Source organism: Martinezella miluonensis, assembly GCF_900094545.1.
Lineage (GTDB): Bacteria > Pseudomonadota > Alphaproteobacteria > Rhizobiales > Rhizobiaceae > Rhizobium > Rhizobium miluonense.
Window position 1 is genome coordinate 11,978 of the sequence record NZ_FMAH01000053.1, and the last position, 25,249, is coordinate 37,226.

Sequence of the window (25,249 nt, forward strand, 5' to 3'; positions counted from 1 at the left end):
CGGCAGCAGAGGTTCCATTCGTCGGGGACGGAGAACATTTCGATTGCCAGCAAGTGAACGCGCCATCGTCCTCCGCCGTCACCGAGATCCGGAAGAAGCGTCTCCGCGGCCCGTGAAGCGCGCCGGACGCGGCAGCCGATCTTCCGCAACCGGCGCAATGCGTTCGGGCCGTCAGCCAAGCGCGCAAGCCGCATTTAAAATTTTCGCTATTTTCGGAACCTTGGGCTGTGATAAGACTGCCGCGAGGGCGATCAGGGATCGGGTATTGTCATAGTGTTAAGTGTTGGGACATCATTCGCTGCCCGGTTGATGGCAATGGCCGGAACGGGTCTGCTGGTAACATCCGCGATCATTGCGTTTCCCGCGTCATCCATGGCGCAGGGTTCTGCAAAATCCTCCTCCGACGCCTCCAACACCTCCGACACCTGGGTCGTGACGCTCGGCGCCACCGTGGAGTATGGCCCGACTTACGAAGGATCGAAGCATTACAGCTTCGGCGTCTTGCCGTCCTTTGACCTCCATCGCCTTGGTGAAGCCCCGGAATACAGCGCCCCGGACGATAATTTCGACTATGGTCTCTTCAATATCGGCGGCCTCGAAATCGGGCCTGTGGTCGGTTTCAGGGACGATCGCCTGGACCTTGACAATTTGCGCCTGCAGAGCCAGCGCCGCGTGCACTGGAACCTTGATGCCGGCGGCTTCGCACAATATTGGCTGAAGGATAACCAGCTCCGGTTTCGCACGGAAGTACGTCAGTCCCTCTGGGGCGGCGACGGTCTTATCGCAGATCTCGCGCTTGATTGGTTCCAGCCGGTCGGGGACAAGTGGCTGCTGTCAGCCGGACCACGCCTGTCGCTGGCAAACACCACCTATATGCGCAGCAATTTCGGCATCTCGCCGAATAGCCCGGCGGTAAGAAGCGGCCGCGTCAGCGCCTTTGACGCCGACGGCGGCTTTAAATCCGTCGGCGTTACTGTGGCTGCGACCTATTCGATCTCGCCCGATTGGAGCGTACAGGTCTACGGGAAATATAACCGCCTGATAGGCGCCGCCTCCGATAGCCCGGTCACCTCGCGGTTCGGCTCACCCAACCAGAACATTATCGGCTTTACTCTCAACCGAACCTTCAACATTAATTTTTGAGCCGTTGCGCGCCTCGTGATCGGCGATGTAGTTCCGCGTGAGCGGAATGATATCGTTGCGCTTGCTCATCTGGATCTGGAAGACGACGAGATCCTCATAACGAAACGCCGCTTCCGCCGTCGACAGATAATATTCCCACATGCGGCAGAAGCGCTCGTCATAGAGCTGGGCAACCTGGTCCCAGCGCGCCATGAAGCGCTCGCGCCAGTTTTCGAGCGTCTTTGCATAATGCAGACGCAATACTTCGACGTCGGTGATCGTAAGCCCCGCCGCCTCGATTTCAGGAACGATTTCCGAAAGAGCCGGAATATAGCCGCCGGGGAAGATGTACTTGTCGAGCCACGGCGTCGTGAAGCCGGGCGTCGCAGAGCAACCGATGGTGTGAAGCACCATGATGCCGTCATCCTCGAGCAACTCGGCGCATTTGCGGAAGAAGGTGCGGTAGGATGCGAGGCCGACATGCTCGAACATGCCGACCGAGACGATCCTGTCGAACCGGCCGGTCAGGCTGCGATAATCCCTGAGCGCAAATTGCACCTCTGCCGGCGTTCCCCCGACCTTTTCGGCAACGCGCTTCGTGGCATATTCATGCTGCTCCTCGGAAAGCGTGACACCGAGGACGTAGCCGCCGGGCGCGTGCTCGGCCATGTGCAGCGCCAGCCCGCCCCAGCCGCAGCCGATGTCGAGAATGCTGTTGTCGGGCTCGATCAGAAGCTTGGCGGCAAGATGCCGTTTCTTGGCGAGCTGCGCGTCTTCCAACGATTGCTCGGCATGTTCGAAATAGGCGCAGGAATATTGCCGGTCCGGATCGAGGAAGAGTTCGTAGAGCCGGCCATCGAGATCATAATGGTGGGCGACATTGGCCTTCGAGCGGCCCGGCATGTTGCGGTGGCGGAAAATCCGCAGCTTGGTTCTTACATCGTCGATGATGCGCGCGATCAGCGGGTGGGTGCTGTTTTGCGCCTCCCGCAGCATCATCGCTACGAAATCATAAAGCGTGCCTTGCTCGACGATGAAGCGGCCGTCCATGTAGAGTTCGCCGAGCAGCCTGTCAGCATCGATCAGAAGCGCCCATTCGGCCCGGTTATCGGTGAAGCGGACATGAACGGGCTCGCCGGTGCCGTCGCCGAATGTCAGGACGCGGCCGCTTGCCGTCGTCACCGTCAGCGCCCCACGCGTGACGATGGACGACAGCGCGCGCTTCACACACCAGTCCACGAGGCTGGAGAAAGCAGCAGGAGATGCGCCCTTGGGGCGATTTTCAGCTTGTAAGTTAGGCATTATCTATCCTTGCCGGTACCCGTGCGCAGTTCTTTGCGCTGCCCCACGTCCAAATCGCGGCGATCCCCCGCCTCGGCCTTGGTCTCAGTCTCAACCTTGGCCGCAGTCTCGACTTTGGTTCCCGTCTCGACATTGGCGCCCGCGATAAGCCAGACACCTGTCAGGATCAGTCCGCTGCCGATTATCTGCAGGGCAACGACCCGCTCGTCGAAGATGAACCAGCCTGTCGCGATGATCAGCACATAGCTGATGCCCGAAAGCGGAAAGGCGCGGCTGAGATCGAGTTCGGCCAGCACGTTCATCCAGATGAAGAAGGTGACGATTTCGACGGCGATGGCAGCCAATATCCAATAGGAAGAGAGCGCCTGCCAGAGCCAGACTTCGGGGCTTTGGCTGTGCATTTGCTCGGCGCCGAGCTTGATGAAAAACTGGAATAGCGTGTTCAGCGCTGGCACGGCGAGCCAGGAAAGGCGCATCGGCATCACGCTTCCCCCTCGTCCGTCGAGAACAGCGGCGATACCAGCCTGAGCAGCCCCTGAAGTATGGGGTTGCGATGGCGGAAGAACATCGCATTGGCGGTCAGCTTGCTGCCGAGGCGTACCTTGTTTTCATAATATGCCTGGCCACTCTGGTAGCGGCGGATGCCGTGATCCAGGCAATAGCGCAGATTGGTGAACCAGCTAAGGAAGTAAAGGTTGTATGGTCGCCCTTTTTCGCCGTCCATGCAGAAGAATTTGTCGATAGCGACGCGGTCGTCATGCACGATCAGATTGGCGGCGAGCAACGTATCTTCGACGAAATAGAAGGCGCAGTAGGAACGCCCTTCCATGCGGGTAAGAACGCCCTGGAAATATTCAGGGGTCAGCTCCTCGAATTGCCAATCGCTGCGGTTGCGCGTGTCGTGATAGAGCGCCATCACCTGCGGCAGGAACTCGCCAAAATCGGTCCTGATCTCGACCCTGACCTGCTCGAAGGACTTCAACTTGCGGCGCATGTCCTTGCGGGTGCCGGAGGAGAGCTTGGCGAGATATTCGTCGATCGTCTTGAAATCGACGTCGAGCCAGGCTGTCGGCAGACCGCCGATCGAAGCATAACCACGAGCGGAAAGCGCAGTGCCGAACTCCGCCGAGGTCGGTTCGGGAATATCCTTGAGCCCGACCAGCGCGCAGCGCTGGGTCGCGGCATACTTTTCGAAGAAGGACAGAAGCTCTGTAAACAGCGCGCTGCGACGTTCCACCGGAACGTCAGGGTGGAAGCCGACCGCCCCGGTCTCGGTGCAGGGCGATCCGAGGCAGGCAAGGCGCAGCTTCAGGAAATTCGGGAAGAGCCGCTGCACGCGGCGTACGGACTGGCGCAGGAAGCCTTCTTCCAGCGTCGTGTCAAGCGCATAAAGGCACAGGAAGGCCGGCATGGCGGCGCTGACGCGCCCATCCTCGACGACGGTGACATAGCGCCATTCGAAACCTGCGATCCCCGCTTCCTCGATGGCAAGCAGGCAATCATAGTCTTCGGCCTGGCCTTGGAAACACGCGTTCCAGGCATCGCGGCCGATCGCACGGATGCTGGGATGAACTTCCGTCATCGGATTGCCAGCTGGTTTGGGCACGAGTTTAAGCAGCGGCTGCGACATGACGCGCCTCGAAGAAATCCGCGGTAAAATCGGCCACCTGACGGTGCTGCCGGTCGACATGGATCATATGATAACTGTCCTTGATCCATTTCAGCTCATGAGGACTGCCGATATGCTCTGAAATGTAGCGTGCGTGTTTCGGGCTGGCGAGATCGTCGTCCTCGGCATGCAGGATCAGCGTCGGCGTCTGCATCTTCGGCAGAACGCCCTTTAAAGCCTTGCCAAGCCGATGCATCTCGACCAGGCCCTTGCCTGGGAATTTTTCCAGAACGCCCTCGCTTGCCATGCCCTCGATCAGGCGACGCATCCGCTCGTCCTTGATCCCGAGCGAGTTCGTCTCGCTGAAATTCAGGCGATCGAGGAACGGAACGCGCGACAGCCAGCCGATCTGGGAAGAAAGCAGCGGATAATAGAAGGGAACGTCCCAGCCGTCATATTTGAAGCAAGGCGAATAGATGGCCGCAGCGCCGATGGTGCCAGGCTGCTGCTCGGCGGCCAGCATCGCCAGCTTGCCGCCAACGCAGATGCCGGCAGCGAAGACATCTTGGGTCCTTGTCGCCAGCAGAGCCGATGCCTCAACGACACTTTCGAGCCAATCCTGCCAGCGGGTGCGGCGCAACGTCTTTACGTCAACGCCATGACCAGCCAGCAGCGGCGCATAAATGCTATAGCCCCTGCGATTGAGATGACGGGCAACCAGCTTCATTTCAGCCGGTGCACCCGTCAACCCATGCACGAGAAGTATGCCTTTTCCATTTGAGCCCTCCATGAAGAAGCTCAATGCATCAGCTTTCATGAGAGAGCTCCGACTGCCTATTCTCCTTGGCCATGAAGCCAAGCGCGTGGCAGGTGCTGATGACATGCGTTCCGGCTTTTTCCTGCTCTTCCTTGATCTGATCGTGAAGAGCAGGCAGCTTCGTCCAGTGCGTGCGCGGGCGATAGTGATGCTCGGCGTGATAGCCGTTGCCGAACCAGAGCCAGTTGTAGAACGACTTGTGGCTGGAAACGCCCCAGGCGATCGGCTCGTCCGGATCGCCGTTCAGATGCTCGTAATAGCCGTTGAGCGACGACAGGCAATTGCCGAGATAATAGAAGGGCACGAAGAACAGCACGGCCTTCCAATCATAAAGAAGCGCTGCAGCTGCAAGGCCCAGGAAGAAGAAGAGTTCGAACCGGCCCCAGGCCGCATCGAAGGGACGGTTGCGCGCGATGGCCTTGTGGATATCGCCGAGACTGTCGCGGAAGAAGCTCAGGAACGTATAAGACCAAACGTTTTCCGGCTTGCCGTCGTGACCGTGGCGATAGATCGACAAAAGATCGACGGTATCGCCCTTTTCGTCCGGCCGGTCGCTGTTGCCGGAGTGATGGCGCATATGCACCCAGTGATAATAGGTCTGCGAAAAGCCGATCGCGACGGATTCCAGCAGGCTGAAGCCATAATTCATCCACCGCGGCTTGAAATAGGGCGTGTGAATGAAATTGTGCGAAATGCTGTTGATGTTCCAGGAGATCGATACGGCATATAGGCAGCCGAGGACGACCGAAAGCCACAGGGGGCGGCTTTCGAAGCCGACGATCAGATAGACGTCGAAAGCGAGATGCGCGACGGCAGCCAGGACCGGCGCCACATCCCATCTGGTGTGCGCAAATATTTTCATAATCCGGTAACTCCCACGCAAGCCACGCCGGCGGTGACGAAAAACACGCCCGTCGCGTGACGCAAGTTGATATGTTCTTTAAAAATGACGGCACCAGCGAACACGATGACGACGTAGCTCAGTGCCATGAGGGGAAAGGCGATGGTGAGAGGAACACTCTCCAGAACGGCAGTCCAGCCAAATAGCTCAACAGCCCAGAAGATGATACCCAGCCAGGTCACGGGCTTACCCATCGCGGCAACCAGCGTATGCGCGCTCGCAGATTGCTTGAAGCAAACTTCGCGAGCCGTTTCCGCCAGCACGCAGAAGAGTATGAGCCCAAGCATGGGAAGGGTCAGGCTGCCGGTCATTCCATATACTCCGCCAGAACCTCCAGCAGCGCGTGATTGGCCGCACTGTTGATGTTTCTGGTCTTTTCAGGCCCCTGCCGGACACGAGGCTGATCGATGAAAATCTCAGCTCGCTTCATGAATTGGGTCCGCAGGCCGCCAGCATAACTCGGAACAGAATAATCGCCTATGACATCAGCGCCTATGATGCGGTGACGGCTGCCGATTTCGCTGATCAGAGCCAAAAGATAGGGCAGCCGCATGCGGCCCTGATCCCAATTCGTCACGGCGTCGTCTGCGGCCAGCACGTCCTTGTCGATCGTCACATACACGGCTTCGGTGCGAATGCGGCTGAGCATCCGGTCGATGAAGTTCTCTTCGCCGATCTCCGAGATCGACTTCCAGTGCAAGGCTCCCCTTTCCTGCCGATAGCTGGCGCCATTGCCGTAATCGGCAAGAACGCGGCTCGGCGGGTGCTCGTAGGGGTAAAGCTCCAGCTTGCCTTCGCCGAGCCAGTGCAGGTTCGCACCCTTGCGCTCGGGACTGCGAAGATCATGGCTGCAGACACCGATCGTGATGACCTTCTGGATATTGGAGTTGGCAAGCGCGCTGTTGACCCAGGAGCCGCAATGCATGCCGCCGTCGAAGTTGACCCAGTCCGGATGGTTGTCGAAATGGATGAGAGTCGCGGGACCGGGTTGCCGCTCCAGCGCACCGTCGAGAAGCAGCGCTGTAATATGATGAAAGTCGCCGGACCCCATGAAGCAGAGTTGCGAGTCCTTGCCGGTTGCAGGCGTATTCTTGACGATTTCGCGGCCGAGATCGGCAAGGGCGCTCTGTTTGCCCCAAAGCCGGACCTCCCGCCCCGCGTCCTTGTCGAAATACTGGTGCGCGCCCGCAAATTCGCAGGCGCGCACGAAGTCCGGCTGCAACTCCAATGCGTCATCGAGATGAAGAAGCAGGAGTTGCACCGTCTTATCTCCGGGCAGCGCGCGTCAGAAGCTGATCGAGCAGTGCGAGCGCAAGGTCGATCTCTTCGCGGGTGATGAGCAGGTTCGGCGCGAAGGTGATGACGTTCTTGTGGTAGCCGCCGACGTCGAGCACGAGGCCGTAGGTCTTGGAACCAACCTGAAGGTCGCCCTTCATGCCTTCGTCGCACATCCAGTCCATCGTCGCCTTGCACGGCGTGTAGCTGTCTTCCTTGCAGATTTCCATGCGCAGCGCGAGGCCGAGACCATCGACTTCGCCGACGATGGCATGGCGCTTCTGCAGCTGCTTCAGCCCGTCGAGGAAATGCGCGCCTTTCTCCATGATCGCAGCGCCGAAATCTTCCTCTTCCAGCATCTTCATCGTTTCGAGCGCAACGGCAGTGCCCATCGGGTTGCTGGCGAAGGTCGAATGCGTGGAGCCGGGCGGGAAGATGGTCGGGTTGATCAGCTCCTCACGAGCCCAGACGCCGGAAAGCGGGTTCAGGCCGTTGGTGATCGCCTTGCCGAAGACCAGCGCATCCGGCGAAACGCCGAAATGCTCGATCGACCAGAGCTTGCCGGTACGGTAGACGCCCATCTGGATTTCGTCGACGACGAGCAGAATGCCGTGATCGTCCAGCACCTTCTTCAGTTCAACGAAGAAGTTCATCGGCGGAATAACGTAGCCGCCGGTGCCTTGGATCGGCTCGATGTAGAAGGCAGCATATTCGGACTTACCGGCCTTCGGATCCCAGACGCCGTTATATTCGCTCTCGAACAGGCGCGCGAACTTCTGGACGCAATAATGACCGTATTCTTCCTTCGACATGCCCTTCGGGCCACGGAAGTAATAGGGGAACTCGACGAACTGCGCGCGGTCGCCGAAGTGACCGTAGCGGCGGCGATAGCGATAGCTCGAGGTGATCGCCGAAGCGCCGAGCGTACGGCCATGATAGCCGCCTTCGAAGGCGAACATCAGGCTCTTGCCGCCGGTGTAGTTACGCACCAGCTTCAGCGAATCCTCGACAGCCTGCGAGCCGCCGACGTTGAAGTGAACGCGACCCTTGTAGCCGAATTTGCTCTCGGCATCCCGGGCGATCATCGCTGCAAGCTCGACCTTCTCTCGGTGCAGATATTGCGAGGCGACCTGCGGCAACACGTCGAGCTGGCGATGAGCGGCAGCGTTCAGACGCTCGTTGCGATAGCCGAAATTGACGGCGGAATACCACATCTGCAGATCGAGGAACGGCGTTCCCGTGCGATCATAGACAAAGGAGCCTTCGCATCCTTCGAAGAATTTCGGCTTGTCGGTATAGTGAACCGTATCGCCATGGGAGCAATAGGCTTCTTCAAGAGCGCGCAATTCTTCTTCGGAGCGGACGGACGTCTCAGTCCGGCCACTGAAGGCTTCGGCTACATTCGTTTTCATTCTATGCCTCTCGGTCTAGTTCACGCTGTCTTGAAATGCGGCAGCGCACGGGAGCGTCGCTCGACGCTCGGGAGAACGGCTTCCATCTTTGGAAGCAGATCAGAAAAGTCTTCGAAACCGACATAAGGAATGCCGTGTTCCTCGCAGTAATCGACAAGTTTGGCCTTCGCGAAAACGAGATCGACCTTGTCGGAAACGCAGAAATCACTTCGCCCGTCACCGATATAGACCTGCAGGTCATTGCTATCGACAACACGGCACTTGCACACGCCGGCACCGGAGACACAGCCGGTTGCCTGGAACGGCGGAAACAGCGAATAGGACTCGCGGCCCTGGGAAACGCTGCAGGTGAGCACGTTGGCCACGATCGGCAGGCTGTTTATACCATGACGCGCCAGAATGCGGCGGATGAAATAATCCACACCGTCGCTGACGACGGTTACGGGCAATTCACCGCTGCGGCAATAAGACAGGAAGCCCTCGAAACCCGGATCGATCGACACGGTGTCGAGAAACTGGTCGAGCTCCGCTCTGCTTGCCTCGATAAGAGCGATCTGCCGACGCATACATTCGCCGGAGCCGATCAGCCCCTGCTTCCAGAGCTGCTCAATATCTTCCCACTCGGAACCGGCGAAACGAGTCAACACCATATCCGTCGCGTCTTCGATGGAGATCGTTCCATCAAAATCGCAAAACACCTGCATAACATGCCCTTTCGCCTGATCCCCAGCTGCCTCTAACAACCTCGGATGAGCCGTGCATGAGGGGAAAATGAAGCGAAAATGAAAAACGCTGTGAAGTTGATTTTCAGCTCGCCAGCAATCTCAGGTCTACTTGAAGACCCTTGCTCCACCGTGGCGTCGAGAGTTTCACCGTAGCGGACAGACGGTCAGCTGTATCGGCGACAATGGCAAGGCCGAGTCCGGCGCCTTCGGTATGAAGCGTGTTGAGTCTGTAGAACCGCTGGAACACCGCTTCCCGCTCGTGCGGGGGTATCCCCGGCCCGCTGTCACTGATCGAAATCTGGCCGACACCCTCTTCGGACGAAATCGAAACCCTGATCTCCCCGCCGACGGGCGTATATTTGATGGCGTTGTCCAGAAGATTGTTGATCATCATGCGCATCAGCGATTCATCCGTCTGCACCTGAACTGTCTGGTCGCCTTCCAGTACGATATCGAGTTCACGATTGGTGATGATGTTTCCGAATTCGGCAAGCACCGACGCCACCAGATGGAAAAGCGTCACCGGCGTTGGATTGAGCGGGTGATGGCTCACCCTTGCCAGCTGCAGCAGCTGCTCAATCAGATGGGTGGCTTGGTTGTTGCTGGCGACGAGGTCGGCGATGATCGCCTGCCGTTCATGCTCATTGTCGCTGTTTCCGAGCAGCTGCAGCAGCAGTTTCACGCTGGCCTGCGGCGTGCGCAGCTGATGCGCGGCCAGATCCGAAAAACGCCGCTCCAGCGTTAGCGACCGCGCAAGCTTCTCCAGCAGCTGATTGATCGAACGGCCGAGCGGCAGGAGGTCACGCGGCAAGCTTTCGACGGGAATGGCCGAGAGATCGTCGGGCGAGCGGGTGCGGATCTGCCGCACCAACCCATGAATCGTGCGCAGGCCGCTATTGATGCCGAGCCAGATCAGAAAGCCGATGACCGGCACGAGTATCAGCAGCGGAAAGAACAGATTGAGCAGAATGTTGGAAACGAGCGTTTCGCGAAGCTCGATCTTTTCCCCAAGCTCTATCACGATGGTCGAGTTCGGGATCGGCAGCGAATAGATGCGCCAATCCTCCCCACCATAGGTCAGGGTCGTGAACCCCACCTTCTGCTGCGGTACATCGGAAAGGAAGGCCGTGCTGCTGTAGAAGCGGATACTGCCGTCGACCCAGGCGCGAAACATATGCGCATCGGCATAATCGTCGGCGTCTTCATTGAAGGCCAGCTGATTGTCCATGTTGAAGTCGATGTCGTCGATCTGCTTTGCGGCATGCCCGGGCGTCTTTTCCAGGGGGCGGCGCAGCAGGCTCCAGATGACATTGGCGTCGTCGATCAGCTGGGCATCGTAGATATTGTTGATCTCGCGCGTCGCACTGTTGAAGGCGAAGGCGCCGATCACGACGATCGTCACCACCACGACCGGCGCAATGCGGAGAAACAGCTTACGGGTGAGCGTGGAATTGTTCATCGCTCGATCATATACCCGACGCCGCGGATCGATTTGATGAAATCAGTGCCGAGCTTCTTTCTGAGATTGTAGATGGTCACTTCGATTGTGTTGCTCTCGACGGTATTTTCGGCGTCATAGAGCGCGTATTCGATATCGTTCTTCGTGACGTAGCGGCCGCTGCGCTCCATCAGGAGCTTCAGAAGATGGAACTCCTTGGCCGTCGTATGCACCTGCGCGCTGCCCTTGCGCGCGACCATGGCGGAGGGATCGACCTCCACCTCGCCGCAACGAATGACGCTTTCGGTGCGGCCATCCCGCCGGCGGATGAGCGCACGCAGACGTGCCAGCAATTCGTCGAGATCGAACGGCTTGACCAAATAATCGTCGGCGCCCTCATCGAGACCCTCGACCTTCTGGCGCACGGAATCAAGCGCCGTCAGCAACAGGATCGGTACAGAATTGCCACGCTGGCGGACGCGTCGCAAGACCTCCATGCCGCTGAGCCGCGGCAGATTGATATCGAGGATGACGGCCGCGAAATGCGAATGCTGGGCAGCTTCAAGGCCGGATTCGCCGTCGCGCATCCAGTCGACGCCATAGGCATGCTTCTCCAGGGCCTTTTTTAGTGACGATCCGAGGATATTGTCGTCTTCAACAAGCAAAACGCGCACGATCGACCCCATTCAGTCGAAAATTCTATAGTCGAGGCGGCCGCAATTGGAGCGGCCTTGTGGCAAAGCTATGACGGATCAATTCCGCATGGCAAGGGCGCCGTCTCCAGGATCGCGAAACATAGCGGGCCGAGACCCGCGTTCCGCAGCCCAAGACGGCTAGCGCAGCCGTCGCATGGACGCCTCCAACACGCCGAAGATCCGGGTGTCGGTGGATTGCGCAACATTGAAGCGCATGAAACTGCCGGCATTTTCAGCCACGCTGAAGACGTTGCCCGGCGCAAGGATGATGCCTTCGGCAAGGCAGGCGCGGGCGACATCGGCGGCATTTACACCCTCGGGCAGCCGGCACCAGAGAAACATGCCGGCTTGCGGCTTGAGCCAAGGAATGATGCCGATGGCTTCCAGCCGTGTTGCCACCTCGCTCATGGTCTTGGCAAGCCGAGCGCGCAGCGCCTCGACATGCTTGCGATAGCTGCCGTCCTTCAATGAGAGATAGACGAGTTCCGCCGACAATTGCCCGCAACTGAAGCTGCTGGCAACCTTCAGGTCGACGAGCCCGTCGATCCAGTCCCGCCTCGCCGCAATGAAACCGCAGCGCACCGAGGCCGAAAGCGTCTTCGAAAAGCTGCCGATATGGATCACCCGATCAAGCCCGTCATAGGCGGCAAGCCGCGGCGCCGGGACATCCTCGAAATCGGCGAAAATATCGTCTTCGATGATGATCAGACCGGAAGCGTCGGCTAACTTCAGCAGACGGTGCGCCGTCACCGGCGAAAGCGCTGCGCCCGTCGGGTTGTGGATGGCAGAATTGGTGATGTAGAGGCGCGGCCGATGCTGTTCCAGGGCCTGGCGGAACAGCTCGACATCCGGCCCGGTCGGCGTAAACGGCACGGTGACGACATTGGCCCGGTGCGCACGCAGCAGCGCATGGAAATTGAAATAGCACGGGTCGTCCACCAGCACGGTATCGCCGGGTTCGAGCAGGAAGCGGCAGAGCAGATCGATCGCCTGCGTGCCGGACTCCGTCAACAATATCTGGTCTGGCGGCACGGTGATGCCATGGTCGCCCAAACGCCTGGCGAGCAGCTGCCGTAGCGGCGGCAAGCCGAGCGGCGTTCCGTAATTGGCCAGTGCCCCCATATCCCCCCGCGCCAGCGTCCGCATCGCCCGACGCAGTGCCGCCTGCGGGAACCAGGACGGCGGAAGCCAGCCGCAGCCGGGCTTCAATACATCATCACCCACCTCGAGCGATTGCCTGGAAATCCACAGCGGATCGACATTGCGATCCGATTTCGCTCCGGCCTCGGACAGCGACAGTGGCGGCAACGGACCGCACACGTAAAATCCCGAGCCGGGCCGGGAGCGGATCACGCCCTCGGCGGCAAGCCGCTCATAGGCCTCGACCACAGTGGAGACAGATACCTGCATCGTCCTGGCAAAGCTGCGCACGGACGGCAGCCGCGCGCCCGGCATCAGGCTGCGGGTGGCGATGCGATCGGAGATTGCCGCCATCACCCCTTCGATACGCGTGCCGCCGACGGCACTCGTCACCGACAGATCATCCATCCGTACTGTACCTCTCACCATAACAGTTTGCAGAAATTGTACTGCACTGTCTCTGGCTTGGCCAGACAAACTCTCCGATACCGCGAAAGCCAGAAGGAGCATGCGCAATGGACAAGACGACGGCAGGATGGATCTACGGACTGACCGGGGTGGTGATTTTTAGCGGATCGCTGCCGGCAACGCGGGTGGCCGTCATGGATTTCGATCCGCTGTTCCTGACCGTCGCCCGCGCCGTGATCGCCGGCCTACTGGGCCTCAGCCTGCTGCTCGCCTTTCGCGAAAAGCGCCCAGCCCGCGGTGATATCGTTTCATTGGCGATCGTCGCGCTCGGCTGCGTCATCGGTTTTCCGTTGCTGACGGCGCTGGCGCTGAAACACGTCACCTCGGCCCATTCGATCGTCTTCATCGGCTTGCTGCCGCTTGCGACTGCGATCTTTGGCGTATTGCGCGGCGGCGAACGGCCTCACCCCGCCTTCTGGATATTCTCCGCCATCGGCAGCGCGCTCGTCAGCGGCTACGCGCTAGCGCAGGGCGTATCGGCCTCGCCGGTCGGCGATCTGCTGATGCTGGCAGCCGTTCTCATCTGCGGGCTTGGCTATGCTGAAGGAGCCGTGCTGTCGCGCCGTCTCGGTGGATGGCAGGTCATTTGCTGGGCGCTGGTTCTGTCCCTGCCTGTCACCATTGCGCTCTGCGTCGTCACCATGCCGCACACGATCGACGGCATCGGCGGGCCGGCCTGGATCGGCCTCACCTATGTTTCGCTTTTCAGCATGCTGATCGGCTTCGTCTTCTGGTATCGCGGGCTCGCGCAAGGCGGCATCGCAGCCGTCGGCCAATTGCAATTCCTGCAGCCCTTCTTCGGCTTTGCGCTTGCGGCTGCACTGCTCAAGGAAAGCGTCAGCTGGTCCATGCTCGTCGTAACAATCGCCGTCGTCGGCTGCGTCGCCGGCGCCAGGAAGTTCGCGCGTTGAGGCATCGAGCCGTTAAAAACCTTGCCGCTTGACCTTCTAAACTGATCGGTCTATAAGATACCAATCAGTCTATAAGGAGTACATCATGCCGAGCCCTCTTGTCCCGCCATTCACCCGCGAAACTGCGATCGCCAAAGTCCGCATGGCCGAAGATGGCTGGAACAGCCGCGATCCGGAGCGCGTTTCCAAGGTCTATACAGAAGACAGCCAATGGCGGAATCGCGCCGAATTCCCGCGCGGTCGCAAGGAAATCGTCGAGTTCCTGACCCGCAAATGGGCAAGGGAACTCGACTATCGGCTGATCAAAGAGCTTTGGGCATTTGACGGCAATCGCATCGCCGTGCGCTTTGCCTATGAATGGCGCGACGATAGCGGCCATTGGTTCCGCTCCTACGGCAACGAAAACTGGGAATTCGACGCCGACGGCCTGATGCAGCGCCGTTTCGCCTCCATCAACGACATGCCGATCAAGCAAGAAGACCGGAAATTCCACTGGCCGCTCGGCCGACGGCCTGACGATCACCCCGGCCTGTCGGAACTCGGCCTCTGAGATGGCGCGCACCGTCTTCGAAAAACCCGATGCCATCGCCCTTGTTGCCGAAGTCTTTCGCGAACTCGGCTACGAGGGAGCATCGATGAGCCATATCACTGCCCGCACGAAACTGTCCAAGGGCAGCCTCTATCACTTCTTTCCCGGCGGCAAGGAGGAGATGGCGGCGGAGATCATGGCCAATATCGACACCTGGTTCGTGATGGAGATGTTCAGGCCGCTCGAAGAGGGTGAACCCCGTGCCGCCATTGCCCGCATGTGGGAGACGACCGACAGCTATTTCCGTTCCGGCCGCCGCATCTGCCTGATCGGCGCCTTTGCGCTGGACGAAACGCGTGATCGTTTTTCTGCCGCCATCCAGGGTTATTTCTATCGCTGGATCGAGGCGCTCGCCGGCGCCTTGGTCAAAGCCGGCCTGCCCGGCGCGGAAGCAAAAACGCTCGCCGAGGAAGCCGTTGTCGGCATCCAGGGTGCGTTGACGCTTGCCAGGGCACTTGGAGACGACACGATTTTCGGCAGGACCCTGACGAGACTGAAAGAGAGGCTGGAATCCGCGCTCGCATAGCGCTGCCCGACCAGCGCGAATCAGCGCATCTCACATGGGCAAACCGATCCGGGATCGATGATTCGCCTTCCCTGAAGGAGGCAAAAGACCGCTGGAGACTACATTGCCGACAATGGGAATTGGCTGTGAACGGTGCATAAGGCCCTGATCTTAAACAATCCTCCATAAATATATGGCAATATTAACCATGTTTGATTTGCAACTATCCAAGCTCCTGTGTTCAGCAGGAAGCAGGGGCGGAGGAGACGGATAGACGATGCTGCAGCAGGTAAACGAGACCGACGACGCGCTGATCGATCGCTTGCAGCGGTCCGCGTTCGAATATTTCATGCTCCACACCAATCCGGAAAACGGACTGGTGGCGGATACTTCCATCAAGACGAGCCATTGCAGCATTGCCGCAGTTGGCTTCGCGCTATCGAGCTATCCGGTCGCCGTCGAACGCGGATGGATCAGCCGCGCCGATGCGGCCAAACGCGTCCTGACCGCGCTCGATTTCTTCGCCGATAGCCAGCAGGGCGAGGAGCGCGGCGCCACCGGCCATCGCGGCTTCTACTATCACTTCCTCTACATGGAGAGCGGCAACCGCGCCTGGAACAGCGAGCTTTCGACCATCGATACCGGTCTGCTGCTGATGGGCGTGCTGACGGCTGCCGCCTATTTCAACGGCTCCAGCCAGACCGAGCGCGATATCCGCAAGCAGGCGAAACTCCTCTACGAACGCTGCGATTGGCATTGGGCCCTGAACAAGGGGCCGACGATCAGCATGGGCTGGAAGCCGGCCAGCGGTTTCCTACGCTGGCGTTACCAGGGCTATGACGAGGCGGTCTTCCTCTATGTTCTGGCGCTCGGATCTCCCACGCATGCGATCCCGCCGGCAAGCTACGACGCCTTTGCCTCGACATACACCTGGATGATGTTCAAGGATGCGCCCTTTCTCTATGCCGGGCCGCTGTTCATCCACCTCTTCTCGCATGCCTGGATCGATTTCCGCGGCATCCGCGACAAGCATGTAGCCGATAAGGATATCGACTATTTCAGCAATACGCAGACGGCGATCGCCGTCCAGCGCGACTATACGGAACGCAATCCCAATCATTTCGTCGGTTACGGGAAGGATGTCTGGGGTCTCTCCGCCTGCGACGGCCCGAACCCGACGGGAACCAAGCATAGCCAGCGATACAGCCCGAAAGTCTTGGGCTATGCTGCCCGCGGCGCACCGCTCGGACCCGATGACGGCACGATCGCGCCCTGGGGGCCGCTCTCCTGCCTGCCCTTCGACCGCCAAGCCGCGCTCGACGGCACGAAGGCACTGCTTTCCAACTATCCCAACCTGCTGCTCGATGGCCGTTTCCCTGGCGGCTTCAATCCGAGCGTCAAGGGTTCAGGCCCCGAAGGCTGGGTGGATGACCGTTCGGTCGCCCTCGATCAGGGCCTGCTGGTCATGATGATCGAAAATGCCCGCACCGGCATGATCTGGAACCTGATGCGTCAGTCACCGATCCTTCGCAGCGGCCTGGAGCGCGCCGGCTTTACCGGCGGGTGGCTGGACGAAAAACCGGCAATCGCGTGATTTGTAGATTGCCGGTCAATTCTGGGTGTTCGTGCCTGGCCCCTCACCCTAACCCTCTCCCCGCAAGCGGGGCGAGGGGCCGCGTGTGAAAGAGCGGCAAAAACACGCTCACCCGACCATCACCTTCAACGCCTCAAAGCCCCTTGATCGCCTCGAGCACCTCGTCTTCGACTGCGATGCCTTCCGTCAGAGCAAGACGCCGCGAAGTCTGCCCGCGCCGGCCGGGCAGGCGAACGTTCGGATCCCGAGTAATCTCGCTCGCGAGCAGGGTAAGCCGCCGCGCCGTATCGACAGCACTCATCGCAGCCGGATTGATGGCGATGATCGTATGGCCGAGCGCCGGCGGTAGGCCCCTATCGTCGAAGAGCGACGAAGCCTCGAAGGCATAGTTGGCGCCGGTGAGGCCGGCCGCCAGAATTTCCACCATCAGCGCCAGCGCCGCACCCTTCGAATCGCCGGCGGGGACCATCGTGCCCTCAAGCGCTTCCTCGGCGCTGGTGGTCGGCTTCCCCTCGCGATCGAAGGCCCAATCGGCCGGGATGGGAGCCCCTTGCTGCCGCGCCGCCATCACCTTGCCGCGCGCCACTTTGGAAAGCGCCAGATCGATCACGATCGGATCGTCATTGGGAAGCGGCGCGGCAAAGGCAATCGGATTGGTGCCAAAGACCGGCGTCTTGCCGCCCCAGGGCGCCATCGCCGCCGGCGCGTTGGCGACCATCAGCGCCACCAATCCCTGATCCGCAAAGCGCTCCACCGTCAGCCCCATGACGCCCGCATGGTGCGAGCGGCTGATGGCGGCAAGCGCAATCCCTTGCTCGCGGGCAATAGCGGGAAGCTCCGCAACAGCAAGATCGAGCGCAGGATAGGCGTAACCATTGCCGGCATCGATGCGCAGCACGGCCGGAAAGGGCCGGCTCGTCTGCGGCTTGGCGAAACCATCGGTCTTGCCGACCTTGGCCTGTCCGGCATAGGCGGGAACGCGGCGCAAGCCGTGGCCACCCTGCCCGGCGGCCTCTGCCGCCACAAGAGCCACCGCCACCGAGCGGGCATTCTCAGCGCTGACCTTGCTTCGCTGCAGCGCCTCCTCGACCAGCGTTTCAGCTTCGGCGAGCGACAGGTGCATGAGGCTAGAGACCTTAAAAATGAGGAGGGTAAAGGCTTTCTACGCTTTCAACTTCCTCATCGCAATGCAGCAAATACCGGCTATTCCACGTCGAACTTGACGCCTTGCGCCAAGGGCAGGGTGCGGCCGTAATTGATGGTGTTGGTCGCCCGGCGCATATACGCCTTCCAGGCATCCGAACCGGATTCGCGGCCGCCGCCCGTTTCCTTCTCGCCGCCGAAAGCCCCGCCGATCTCGGCACCGGAGGGACCGAGATTGACGTTGGCGATGCCGCAATCCGAACCGCGTGCAGACACGAACATCTCGGCCTCGCGCATGTCGTTGGTGAAGATCGAAGACGACAGGCCCTGAGGCACGGCATTGTGCAGCGCCAGCGCACTGTCGAAATCGCCGTATTTCATCACATAGAGGATCGGCGCGAAGGTTTCCTGCTCGACAGGGCCGGTCTGCTCGGGCATTTCGACGAGAGCCGGGCGAACATAGAAGGCATCGGCGGTGCCGTTTTCGACGCGCTCGCCGCCGGTGACCTTGCCGCCGGCCGCCTTCGCTGCCGCAAGAGCCGATTGCATGCGGTCAAAGGCCTGCTTGTCGATCAGGGGACCGACAAGGGTTCCCGCTTCGAGAGGATTACCGATCGTCACCGAACCATAGGCCTTCTGCAGGCGCGGAACGAGTTGGTCGTAGACGCTTTCGTGGACGAAGAGGCGGCGCAGCGTCGTGCAGCGCTGGCCGGCAGTGCCCATCGCGGAAAACGCAACGCCGCGCAACGTAAGGTCGAGATCGGCCGTCGGGCAGACGATGGCCGCATTGTTGCCGCCAAGCTCGAGAATGGCGCGGGCGAAACGGCCGGCCAGGCGCGGGCCGACGGCACGACCCATGGCCGTCGATCCGGTCGCCGAAACCAGCGGCACCTGCGGATGATCGACCAGCAGCTCACCAAGATCGCGGCCGCCGATCAGCAATGTCGAAAGATTGGCCGGGGCTTCGCCACCTTCTGCGACATAACGCTTCAGCGCCTTTTCAAACAAGGCCTGCACGGCAAGCGCCGTCAGCGGCGTCTTTTCCGACGGCTTCCAGATGGTGGAATTGCCGCAGACCATGGCAAGCGCTGCGTTCCACGACCAGACGGCAACGGGGAAATTGAAGGCCGAGATGATGCCGATCGCACCCAGCGGATGCCAGCTTTCCATCATCCGGTGCTCCGAGCGCTCGGTAGCGATAGTCAGGCCATAGAGCTGGCGCGAGAGACCGACTGCGAAATCGCAGATGTCGATCATCTCCTGCACTTCGCCGAGGCCTTCGGAGGTGATCTTGCCGACTTCGATCGAGACGAGACGGCCAAGCGCCGCCTTGCCGGCGCGCAGCTCCTCGCCGAGCAGGCGGATCAGCTCCCCCCGCTTCGGCGCCGGCACGTTGCGCCAGGAAAGAAACGCTTCGTGCGCCCTCCCGATCGCGGCCTTCGCCTCGGCGGTCGAATGCTCCCTGAGCCAGCCGATCTCAGCGCCGGTCACGGGTGAGGTAACAGCGAGCGTTCCGCCCGTATAGCGATCGGCTGAAACGCCGAGTTCCGTCAATATCGCCCTGGTTTCAGCGGCAAGATCGAGTGTCGCGGTCATCTCGTTTCCTCTTCCTGTAACGGTGCTTTGATTATTCTTTTAGACCCTTGCGCCGACGAAATGTGCGGCCTGAGCGCCGGCCTCATACCACATTTCCTTCACCGTCCTGAAGCTTGGCTCGATGATATCGGTCAGCGGCAGCGGCAGATCGGCTTCGGGGATGTGTCCGAGGATATGGCCGGCAAGCACCTTGCCGAACACGGTTCCGGGCGCGATGCCGCGACCATTATAGCCGGAAAAACCGACGACATTGGGTGCGAACTTGTGGAAGCGCGGCAGCGCATTGTCGGTCATGCCGATCTTGCCGTACCATTCGCATTCGAAGGGAATGTCGCCGAGCTGCGGGAAGAGCTTCCTGAGCGACCGCCGGGCCCAGCTCTTGTGCACGGCAAGGCCAGTGTTGCGCAACGCCCCGACGCTGCCGAAAACGAGCCGGCCGGCTTGATCCATACGGAAGGATGACAGGACTTCCTTGGTATCCCAGGCGCCCTCGCGGCCGGGCAGCACGGATTTGCTGAGGTTGTCGCCAAGCGGCACGGTGGCAAAGTTGAAATAGGGCAGATGCACCTGCTCATTTCGCACCTGCTCCCAGGGGCCGGTGCTGTATGCGTCCGTCGCAACGACGATCCAATTGGCGCTGACCTTGCCGCTATCGGTCGATACCACCCATTTCGTGCCGCTCTTTTCCGTTGATATCACGCGGCTGCCGGTGTAAACGGCGACGCCTGCCTTGACCACGGCATGGGCGAGCCCGCGCGCATAGGCAAGCGGTTGCAGCGTACCGGCACGCATGTCGAGCAGAGCCCCGGCATAGGCGGAGCTGCCGACGCGCCGCTCCGTCTCCCCCGCATCGAGCACAGTGACCGGCGCGCCGCGCTTACTCCACTGCCGCGCCCGCTCCTCGATCTCCTTCAAGCCCTGCGGCCCGACGGCGCAGTGCAGCGTGCCGTTGCGCTCGAGTTCGCAGGCAATGCTGTGCTTGTCGATCAGCTCCATCACCAGCTTCGGCGCATTGCTGAGAAGCTCGAGAAGCCGCTCGCCGTGAACGGTGCCAAGCTCGCCCGGCAGATCGTCCGGCATCACCCACATGCCGGCATTGATCAAGCCGACATTGCGCCCGGCCCCGCCAAAGCCGATCTCATTGGCCTCCAGCAACACGACGCTGCTGCCTGCTTCGGCAAGGTGCAGCGCCGACGACAGCCCGGTATAGCCGCCGCCGACCACGACGACATCGGCAGCAACCTGACCGGTGAGCGGCTTCGTCGCCGGCGGTTGCGGCGCGGTCTTTTCCCAGAGACCGTGGGAACGGGGATCATTCAGCATGAAATCGGTCCAATCGACAGAGGCATTCGGGGGTAATCTAGCCTCACGCTTGCCATTGCGAAAGCGGGAAGAACGACATCCGGTGGACAGAGCATGATGCCGAAAAGTGTGATCAGTTTTCGGACCACATCATGCTCCACTTCTTTGGTTTCAGAGCGGATTCAGATTTTAGGTCGAACAGACCTAAAATCATCCGGCTCTGGAGAAAAACTTGCATGGCCATGGGGCTTTCGACCATTATAGAGGAACGCCGGCCACCGTCACGGCCGCCGACAGAATCAGGACAATCTCATGAAGCCCATTTTCGTTCAGCTCCAATGCGCCCCCGGCAAGACCTATGAGGTCGCCGACGCAATCTACCAGACGGAGCTGGTGTCGGAACTCTATTCCACCAGCGGCGAATACGACCTGCTGATGAAGGTCTACATCGCCGAAGAGCAGGATATCGGCAAGTTCATCAACGACCATATCGCCAATATCCCCGGCATCATCCGCTCGCTGACGACGCTGACCTTCCGAGCGTTCTGAGCGATCCGGACTTAGGGTCGGGGCATCGCCGTCTAAGGACATTCGAATACAGCCCCTCACCCCAGCCCTCTCCCCGTTCTGACGGGGAGAGGGAGCCTATTACCTTTTGTGCAGGGTGGGAATGCGCTGCAAACGCCGGAGCAGTCCCCTCTCCCCGTCAGAACGGGGAGAGGGCTAGGGTGAGGGGCCAGGCACAATGGACCGGAATCAACACCCTCACCTGAGAAGCTCAACACTCCCCAGAGCAACGCCCCGCCATTAACCCTCTTGCCCGAAACCGCTTGGCTTTCCACCAGCGATTAAGCCCTTTTTAACCGCCCGGATGATCTGCTTTGCCGACTGATCAACAAGCGGCGCGCTGCGGCGCCGGATTGCCGATGCTTGGCGCGGCATAGGGGTCGAGGGTGGATCGATGACATCGGCAGTTGCGGATATTCAGGCAAACAAGCAGGCCGCGCCGCTGATCGTGCATGTCGTGCGCCAGTTTCTGCCCAATAAGGGCGGCCTGGAAGACGTCGTTGCCAATCTCTGCCGGCAGCTGATCGCCCACGGCTATCGCGTGCGCGTCGTCACCTGCAACAGCCTGTTTTCCGATCCTGGCCGAGAACTCCCGGCGAGCGAAACGATCGACGGCATCGAGATCGTGCGCATTCCCTGGTCCGGCTCCAGCCGCTATCCGCTGGCGCCGCAGGCCTTCCGCCACATCTCCGACGCCGACCTTGTGCATGTCCACGCCGTCGATTTCTTCTTCGATGCGCTGGCCTGGGGCAAGCTGATGCATGGGCGCCCCATGGTCGCCACCACGCATGGCGGCTTCTTCCACACGCCGAAATACGCCACCATCAAGAAGATCTGGTTCAATACGGCAACAAGGCTTTCGGCACTCGGCTACAACTCAGTGATCTGCTGCAGCCAGTCCGACGCAAAGCTCTTTTCCAAAATCGCCAAAAACCGCGTCCGCCTCATCGAGAACGGCGCCGACGTCGGCAAATTCGCCAATTGCGCTGCCCTGGAAGCACGCCGGCGCATCGTCACCATCGGCCGCTTCTCCGTCAACAAGCGGCTCGACCGCATGCTCGATGTCATGAAAGTGCTGGCCGCCCGCCACGCCGACTGGCACCTCGATATCATCGGCGCAGTCTCGGATCTCGACCAGCCGATGCTCGAAAAAGAAATCGCCGCGCGCGGCCTCGAACAGAACGTTTCCCTGCATGTGTCGATCGACGACTGCTCGATCCGCAACGTCATCGCCCGCGCATCACTCTTTGCCTCGGCCTCCGAATATGAAGGCTTCGGCCTGGTGGCGATCGAGGCGATGAGCGCCGGTCTGCTGCCGGTGCTGAATACCAACGAAGCCTACAAGGCCATGGCGGAAACCCATCCGGCCCTAATACTCTCGGATTTCTCCAATCCGGAAACGGCTGCCGATAGCCTGACCGCAGCCTTCGAACGCCTTCAGGCCGATGATCTGACTCTGCGGCAGGAATTGCTGCGTGATGCCCGCGCCTATGCTTGGGACGAGGTGGCGCAGCGCTACATGGATGTCTATGCCGAAACCCTGGCTCCGAAGGGCAAGTCGCCTCAGATCCTGCGCCAGCGCGGCCAGGCCGCATAACCCTCCAGGATCCCCATGAGCCAGGCGCGCTTGTAGCGCGCTGCATCGAGGTTGAGGCGGACCAGCGCCAAGAGCCAGCCTGTAATGGGCCGGAGCAGTCGATACGCCACATAGGGCAGCGGAAAGGCCTGCTTGCGAATGAGCGCACCGAAGCCGCGCCCATATTTGCGCGCCCGCTCCACCTGGCGCGGACCATAGTCTGTGGTGACGCGATCGTGATGAACGATCAGGTTCGGGAAAAACCTCACCCGCTTGCCGATGGCAAGCGCGCGCAGCAGAAAATCCGCCTCCTCGCCGCTCTGAAAGGGCGACTCCGAGCCGACGCCGAGGTTTTCATCGAAGCCGCCGATCTCGGCAAGCGCGGCGCGGCGCACGAAGATGCCGTTCGAATTGCCGCATTTAAGGTAGTTCCAACGCGTCAATGAAAGCTGCGTCTCGCCGGTCGGGCTGACCGAGGTCACGCCCTCGGCATCAAGCGTGCGGCCTGTAACGATCGCAAGCTCGGGGTGCTTGATGAACAGCATATCGGCGGTGGCGAGCGTATCGGGTCCGTACCAGCAATCATCGTCCGGAAAGCAGACATAATCGCCTTCGGCGACCGCCATGCCATTGTTGCGTGCCCGCGAAAGCCCTTTCGCGGACCGGATATGCCGGATGACGAAGTGAGAGGAGAAGCGGTCGATGAGCGTGCGCAAGCGATCGTCCGCGTTCTGGTCGACGAGAATAACCTCGAAATTCCGTTGACGCTGTTCGGTCAGCGACCGGAACAGGCGCTCGAGCTGGTCGAAGCGATCGACCGTGCAAACGATGAGGCTGAACAATGAAGCTCTCCGGACAAGTCCCATACAGCCAACATCAGGCCGCAACACCAGAGCGGATGAATATTAGCCGAAGTAAAAAGTGAACTTCGAGCAGCATTAAACCCTAAATATTAAGGCATATGAAATAGAGCTGACGCTATCTCCACGAAGAGCCGACATCCACATTGAGTTTCGGCGAATTGAGGGACGGTCATCTTCATGACGAAGAGCATCATGGCAAATTCGGTGTTGAACGCGGTAGCGGGTCTGAGCCTGCTCGCGACCGGCTTTGCATGTTCGATCATTGCCGCGCGCCTGCTTGGCCCGGAAGCCAATGGCATCATCGCCTTCTCGCTGTGGCTGACGACGACGGGAGCGCTTGTTGCCGAGCTCGGCGCCGGTGTTACCTTGCTGCGCCTGCTGCCGCAATTGAAGGGCCGGGGCTATTCGACGGAGGAGCGACTGGGTTTTGCCGCCTATCTCCTGCAGCCGACGATCCTTGCGACGCTGGTCCTCTTCATCGGCTATACGGTGTATTATTGGGATACGGAGCGGCTGCATTGGGCCGGCGAAGCATCCGCCGTCGTTGCCATCACCGGCATTTTCTTCGTTCTTCAGTCGCTCGGCGCCTATAGCAAGAATTATCTGATCGGCGAGCAGCAGCTCGGTGTGTTCCTGCGCATCACCCTGATGAGCTCGGGGCTGCAGCTGGTCACCGTACTCATTGGCGCAATCTTTTATGGCGTCAGCGGCGCGCTTGCCGGCTATGCGATCGGCCAATTGCCGATGTTCTTCGCGACCCTCAAGATCGCCATCGCGCGCAAGAATAGCTGCGGCGTCGGTCTCGCCTCCCTCGTCAGCTCCTCGTTCATTCTTTCGATCGAGTTCATCAACAGCTCGATCTTCCTCAACCGAATCGAACTCTTGTTCCTGCAGCACTACTGGGGCGTCGAAGCGGTCGGCTTCTATGCCGTCGGCCTCTCGCTCGCCAATCTGGCGCTGCAGCTGCCGGTGCAGCTGAGCGGCAGCCTCCTGCCTTATTATTCCGAGCAGATGCATGCGCGGGCATCCGACAAGCTGCCGGTGCACGTCTTCGCCGGCGTAGCGCGCAGCATAGCCTACATCACTCTGCCGATGAGCTTCGGCCTTGCCGCCATCGCGCCTGAGCTGGTGGTGGCGATCTTCGGCAAGCCCTTCGCGCCGAGCGGCGGCATGGTGGCGTTGCTGTCGCTGACCGCAGCGCCCTACGTCGTCATGCAGATTTGCACGCAATATCTCTATTCGCTCGATCGCGTGCGCGAACGTACGGTCATCGGCATCATCGCCAGCGCTATCATGGTCGTCGGCTGCCTGGTTGCAGTGCCTTTCTATGGTGGCGAAGGCGCCGCCCTGGTTCGCTTTCTGACCTTCACCGCCATGTGTCTGCTGATGGTAAGGCGCATGGAATTCGAGGGCTCGACGCGCGACATGCTCATCAACCTCGCCAAGGTGACGATGGCAGCCATTCTTTGCGCCGCCGCCGCCTACAGCTTCGTTCAAGCCCTACCGGGTATTGCAGGCCTTGTGGGCGCAATCATCGCTGGTGCATTCGCCTATGGCATCGCTCTCAGGCTGCTGAAAGCCGTGCCGGCCGAGGACATCGATGTCCTGCAGAAAGTTGCGGCGCGATTGCCTGCCCGCGCGCATCCGATTGCTGTTCACGCTCTGGCGTTACTGGCGCCACGCCGAATGTGAGGAGAAT

Annotated in this window: 24 protein-coding genes; 8 read left to right on the plus strand and 16 right to left on the minus strand. The window is 60.4% G+C overall.

Going from position 1 to position 25,249, the window contains the following annotated elements:
* Window positions 1–315: 315 nt before the first annotated feature.
* Window positions 316–1,143, plus strand: coding sequence for a MipA/OmpV family protein (locus tag GA0061102_RS28470; RefSeq protein WP_245298165.1), 828 nt, complete (start codon window positions 316–318; stop codon window positions 1,141–1,143).
* Here GA0061102_RS28470 and GA0061102_RS28475 read toward each other — a convergent pair.
* From GA0061102_RS28475 to GA0061102_RS28530, 12 genes are all read right to left on the minus strand, one after another.
* Window positions 1,084–2,424: an SAM-dependent methyltransferase gene (locus tag GA0061102_RS28475; protein ID WP_092855476.1), complete on the minus strand. Its 1,341-nt coding sequence runs from the start codon at window positions 2,422–2,424 to the stop codon at window positions 1,084–1,086. The two genes, GA0061102_RS28470 and GA0061102_RS28475, sit on opposite strands and share 60 nt — an antisense overlap.
* Window positions 2,424–2,906, minus strand: a complete 483-nt coding sequence (locus GA0061102_RS28480; RefSeq protein WP_092855478.1) for an EamA family transporter — start codon at window positions 2,904–2,906, stop codon at window positions 2,424–2,426. Before GA0061102_RS28480 ends, GA0061102_RS28475 begins: the two co-directional genes overlap by 1 nt.
* Window positions 2,906–4,054 (minus strand): GNAT family N-acetyltransferase, encoded by a 1,149-nt coding sequence (locus GA0061102_RS28485; protein ID WP_092855480.1) that lies wholly within the window; start codon window positions 4,052–4,054, stop codon window positions 2,906–2,908. Before GA0061102_RS28485 ends, GA0061102_RS28480 begins: the two co-directional genes overlap by 1 nt.
* Entirely contained in the window at window positions 4,035–4,850 is an 816-nt protein-coding gene (locus GA0061102_RS28490) for an alpha/beta hydrolase (protein ID WP_092855482.1), read from the minus strand. Before GA0061102_RS28490 ends, GA0061102_RS28485 begins: the two co-directional genes overlap by 20 nt.
* Window positions 4,840–5,712 (minus strand): fatty acid desaturase family protein, encoded by an 873-nt coding sequence (locus GA0061102_RS28495; protein WP_092855484.1) that lies wholly within the window; start codon window positions 5,710–5,712, stop codon window positions 4,840–4,842. Before GA0061102_RS28495 ends, GA0061102_RS28490 begins: the two co-directional genes overlap by 11 nt.
* Window positions 5,709–6,062 carry a DMT family transporter gene (locus GA0061102_RS28500; RefSeq protein ID WP_004125789.1) on the minus strand — a complete coding sequence of 118 codons (354 nt, stop codon included), beginning with the start codon at window positions 6,060–6,062 and terminating at the stop codon, window positions 5,709–5,711. The genes GA0061102_RS28495 and GA0061102_RS28500 overlap by 4 nt, the downstream gene beginning before the upstream one ends.
* Window positions 6,059–7,012 carry an arginase family protein gene (locus tag GA0061102_RS28505; protein WP_092855486.1) on the minus strand — a complete coding sequence of 318 codons (954 nt, stop codon included), beginning with the start codon at window positions 7,010–7,012 and terminating at the stop codon, window positions 6,059–6,061. The genes GA0061102_RS28500 and GA0061102_RS28505 overlap by 4 nt, the downstream gene beginning before the upstream one ends.
* Before the next feature lie 4 nt (window positions 7,013–7,016).
* Complete coding sequence (locus tag GA0061102_RS28510; protein WP_092855488.1) at window positions 7,017–8,438, minus strand: aspartate aminotransferase family protein; 1,422 nt, start codon at window positions 8,436–8,438, stop codon at window positions 7,017–7,019.
* 20 nt (window positions 8,439–8,458) lie between these two features.
* Window positions 8,459–9,142 (minus strand): MtnX-like HAD-IB family phosphatase, encoded by a 684-nt coding sequence (locus GA0061102_RS28515; protein ID WP_092855490.1) that lies wholly within the window; start codon window positions 9,140–9,142, stop codon window positions 8,459–8,461.
* Between the two features lie 103 nt (window positions 9,143–9,245).
* Window positions 9,246–10,622, minus strand: a complete 1,377-nt coding sequence (locus GA0061102_RS28520) for a sensor histidine kinase (RefSeq protein WP_092855492.1) — start codon at window positions 10,620–10,622, stop codon at window positions 9,246–9,248.
* Window positions 10,619–11,275, minus strand: coding sequence for a response regulator transcription factor (locus tag GA0061102_RS28525; RefSeq protein ID WP_092855535.1), 657 nt, complete (start codon window positions 11,273–11,275; stop codon window positions 10,619–10,621). The genes GA0061102_RS28520 and GA0061102_RS28525 overlap by 4 nt, the downstream gene beginning before the upstream one ends.
* A 159-nt stretch (window positions 11,276–11,434) precedes the next feature.
* Complete coding sequence (locus GA0061102_RS28530) at window positions 11,435–12,844, minus strand: aminotransferase-like domain-containing protein (protein ID WP_092855494.1); 1,410 nt, start codon at window positions 12,842–12,844, stop codon at window positions 11,435–11,437.
* Between the two features lie 107 nt (window positions 12,845–12,951).
* Here GA0061102_RS28530 and GA0061102_RS28535 point away from each other — a divergent pair, with 107 nt between their 5' ends.
* The 4 genes from GA0061102_RS28535 (at window position 12,952) to GA0061102_RS28550 (ending at window position 16,503) form a co-directional block, all read left to right on the plus strand.
* Window positions 12,952–13,815, plus strand: a complete 864-nt coding sequence (locus tag GA0061102_RS28535; RefSeq protein ID WP_092855496.1) for a DMT family transporter — start codon at window positions 12,952–12,954, stop codon at window positions 13,813–13,815.
* Between the two features lie 85 nt (window positions 13,816–13,900).
* Complete coding sequence (locus GA0061102_RS28540; RefSeq protein WP_092855498.1) at window positions 13,901–14,365, plus strand: nuclear transport factor 2 family protein; 465 nt, start codon at window positions 13,901–13,903, stop codon at window positions 14,363–14,365.
* 1 nt (window position 14,366) lies between these two features.
* Window positions 14,367–14,930, plus strand: coding sequence for a TetR/AcrR family transcriptional regulator (locus tag GA0061102_RS28545; protein WP_092855500.1), 564 nt, complete (start codon window positions 14,367–14,369; stop codon window positions 14,928–14,930).
* A 256-nt stretch (window positions 14,931–15,186) separates the two neighbouring features.
* On the plus strand, window positions 15,187–16,503 hold the full coding sequence (locus GA0061102_RS28550; protein ID WP_092855502.1) for a glucoamylase family protein: 1,317 nt from the start codon (window positions 15,187–15,189) through the stop codon (window positions 16,501–16,503).
* A gap of 133 nt (window positions 16,504–16,636) precedes the next feature.
* Here the strand turns inward: GA0061102_RS28550 and GA0061102_RS28555 are convergent, their stop codons facing one another.
* The 3 genes from GA0061102_RS28555 to GA0061102_RS28565 all read right to left on the minus strand — a co-directional run bounded on the left by GA0061102_RS28555 (window position 16,637) and on the right by GA0061102_RS28565 (window position 20,565).
* Window positions 16,637–17,626, minus strand: a complete 990-nt coding sequence (locus tag GA0061102_RS28555) for an Ldh family oxidoreductase (RefSeq protein WP_092855504.1) — start codon at window positions 17,624–17,626, stop codon at window positions 16,637–16,639.
* A gap of 80 nt (window positions 17,627–17,706) precedes the next feature.
* Window positions 17,707–19,242, minus strand: coding sequence for an L-piperidine-6-carboxylate dehydrogenase (amaB, locus tag GA0061102_RS28560; RefSeq protein WP_092855506.1), 1,536 nt, complete (start codon window positions 19,240–19,242; stop codon window positions 17,707–17,709).
* A 39-nt stretch (window positions 19,243–19,281) separates the two neighbouring features.
* Window positions 19,282–20,565, minus strand: a complete 1,284-nt coding sequence (locus tag GA0061102_RS28565) for an NAD(P)/FAD-dependent oxidoreductase (protein ID WP_092855508.1) — start codon at window positions 20,563–20,565, stop codon at window positions 19,282–19,284.
* 291 nt (window positions 20,566–20,856) lie between these two features.
* Here GA0061102_RS28565 and GA0061102_RS28575 point away from each other — a divergent pair, with 291 nt between their 5' ends.
* Window positions 20,857–21,093 (plus strand): Lrp/AsnC ligand binding domain-containing protein, encoded by a 237-nt coding sequence (locus tag GA0061102_RS28575; RefSeq protein WP_004125824.1) that lies wholly within the window; start codon window positions 20,857–20,859, stop codon window positions 21,091–21,093.
* A 412-nt stretch (window positions 21,094–21,505) separates the two neighbouring features.
* The gene (locus tag GA0061102_RS28580; RefSeq protein ID WP_092855512.1) at window positions 21,506–22,708 is read left to right on the plus strand and encodes a glycosyltransferase family 4 protein; all 1,203 of its coding nucleotides are present in this window, start codon (window positions 21,506–21,508) and stop codon (window positions 22,706–22,708) included.
* Here the strand turns inward: GA0061102_RS28580 and GA0061102_RS28585 are convergent.
* Window positions 22,675–23,529, minus strand: a complete 855-nt coding sequence (locus GA0061102_RS28585; RefSeq protein WP_092855514.1) for a glycosyltransferase family 2 protein — start codon at window positions 23,527–23,529, stop codon at window positions 22,675–22,677. The genes GA0061102_RS28580 and GA0061102_RS28585 overlap by 34 nt on opposite strands.
* A 198-nt stretch (window positions 23,530–23,727) precedes the next feature.
* Here GA0061102_RS28585 and GA0061102_RS28590 point away from each other — a divergent pair, with 198 nt between their 5' ends.
* Entirely contained in the window at window positions 23,728–25,242 is a 1,515-nt protein-coding gene (locus tag GA0061102_RS28590; RefSeq protein WP_092855516.1) for a lipopolysaccharide biosynthesis protein, read from the plus strand.
* The last annotated feature ends 7 nt before the right edge of the window (window positions 25,243–25,249 follow it).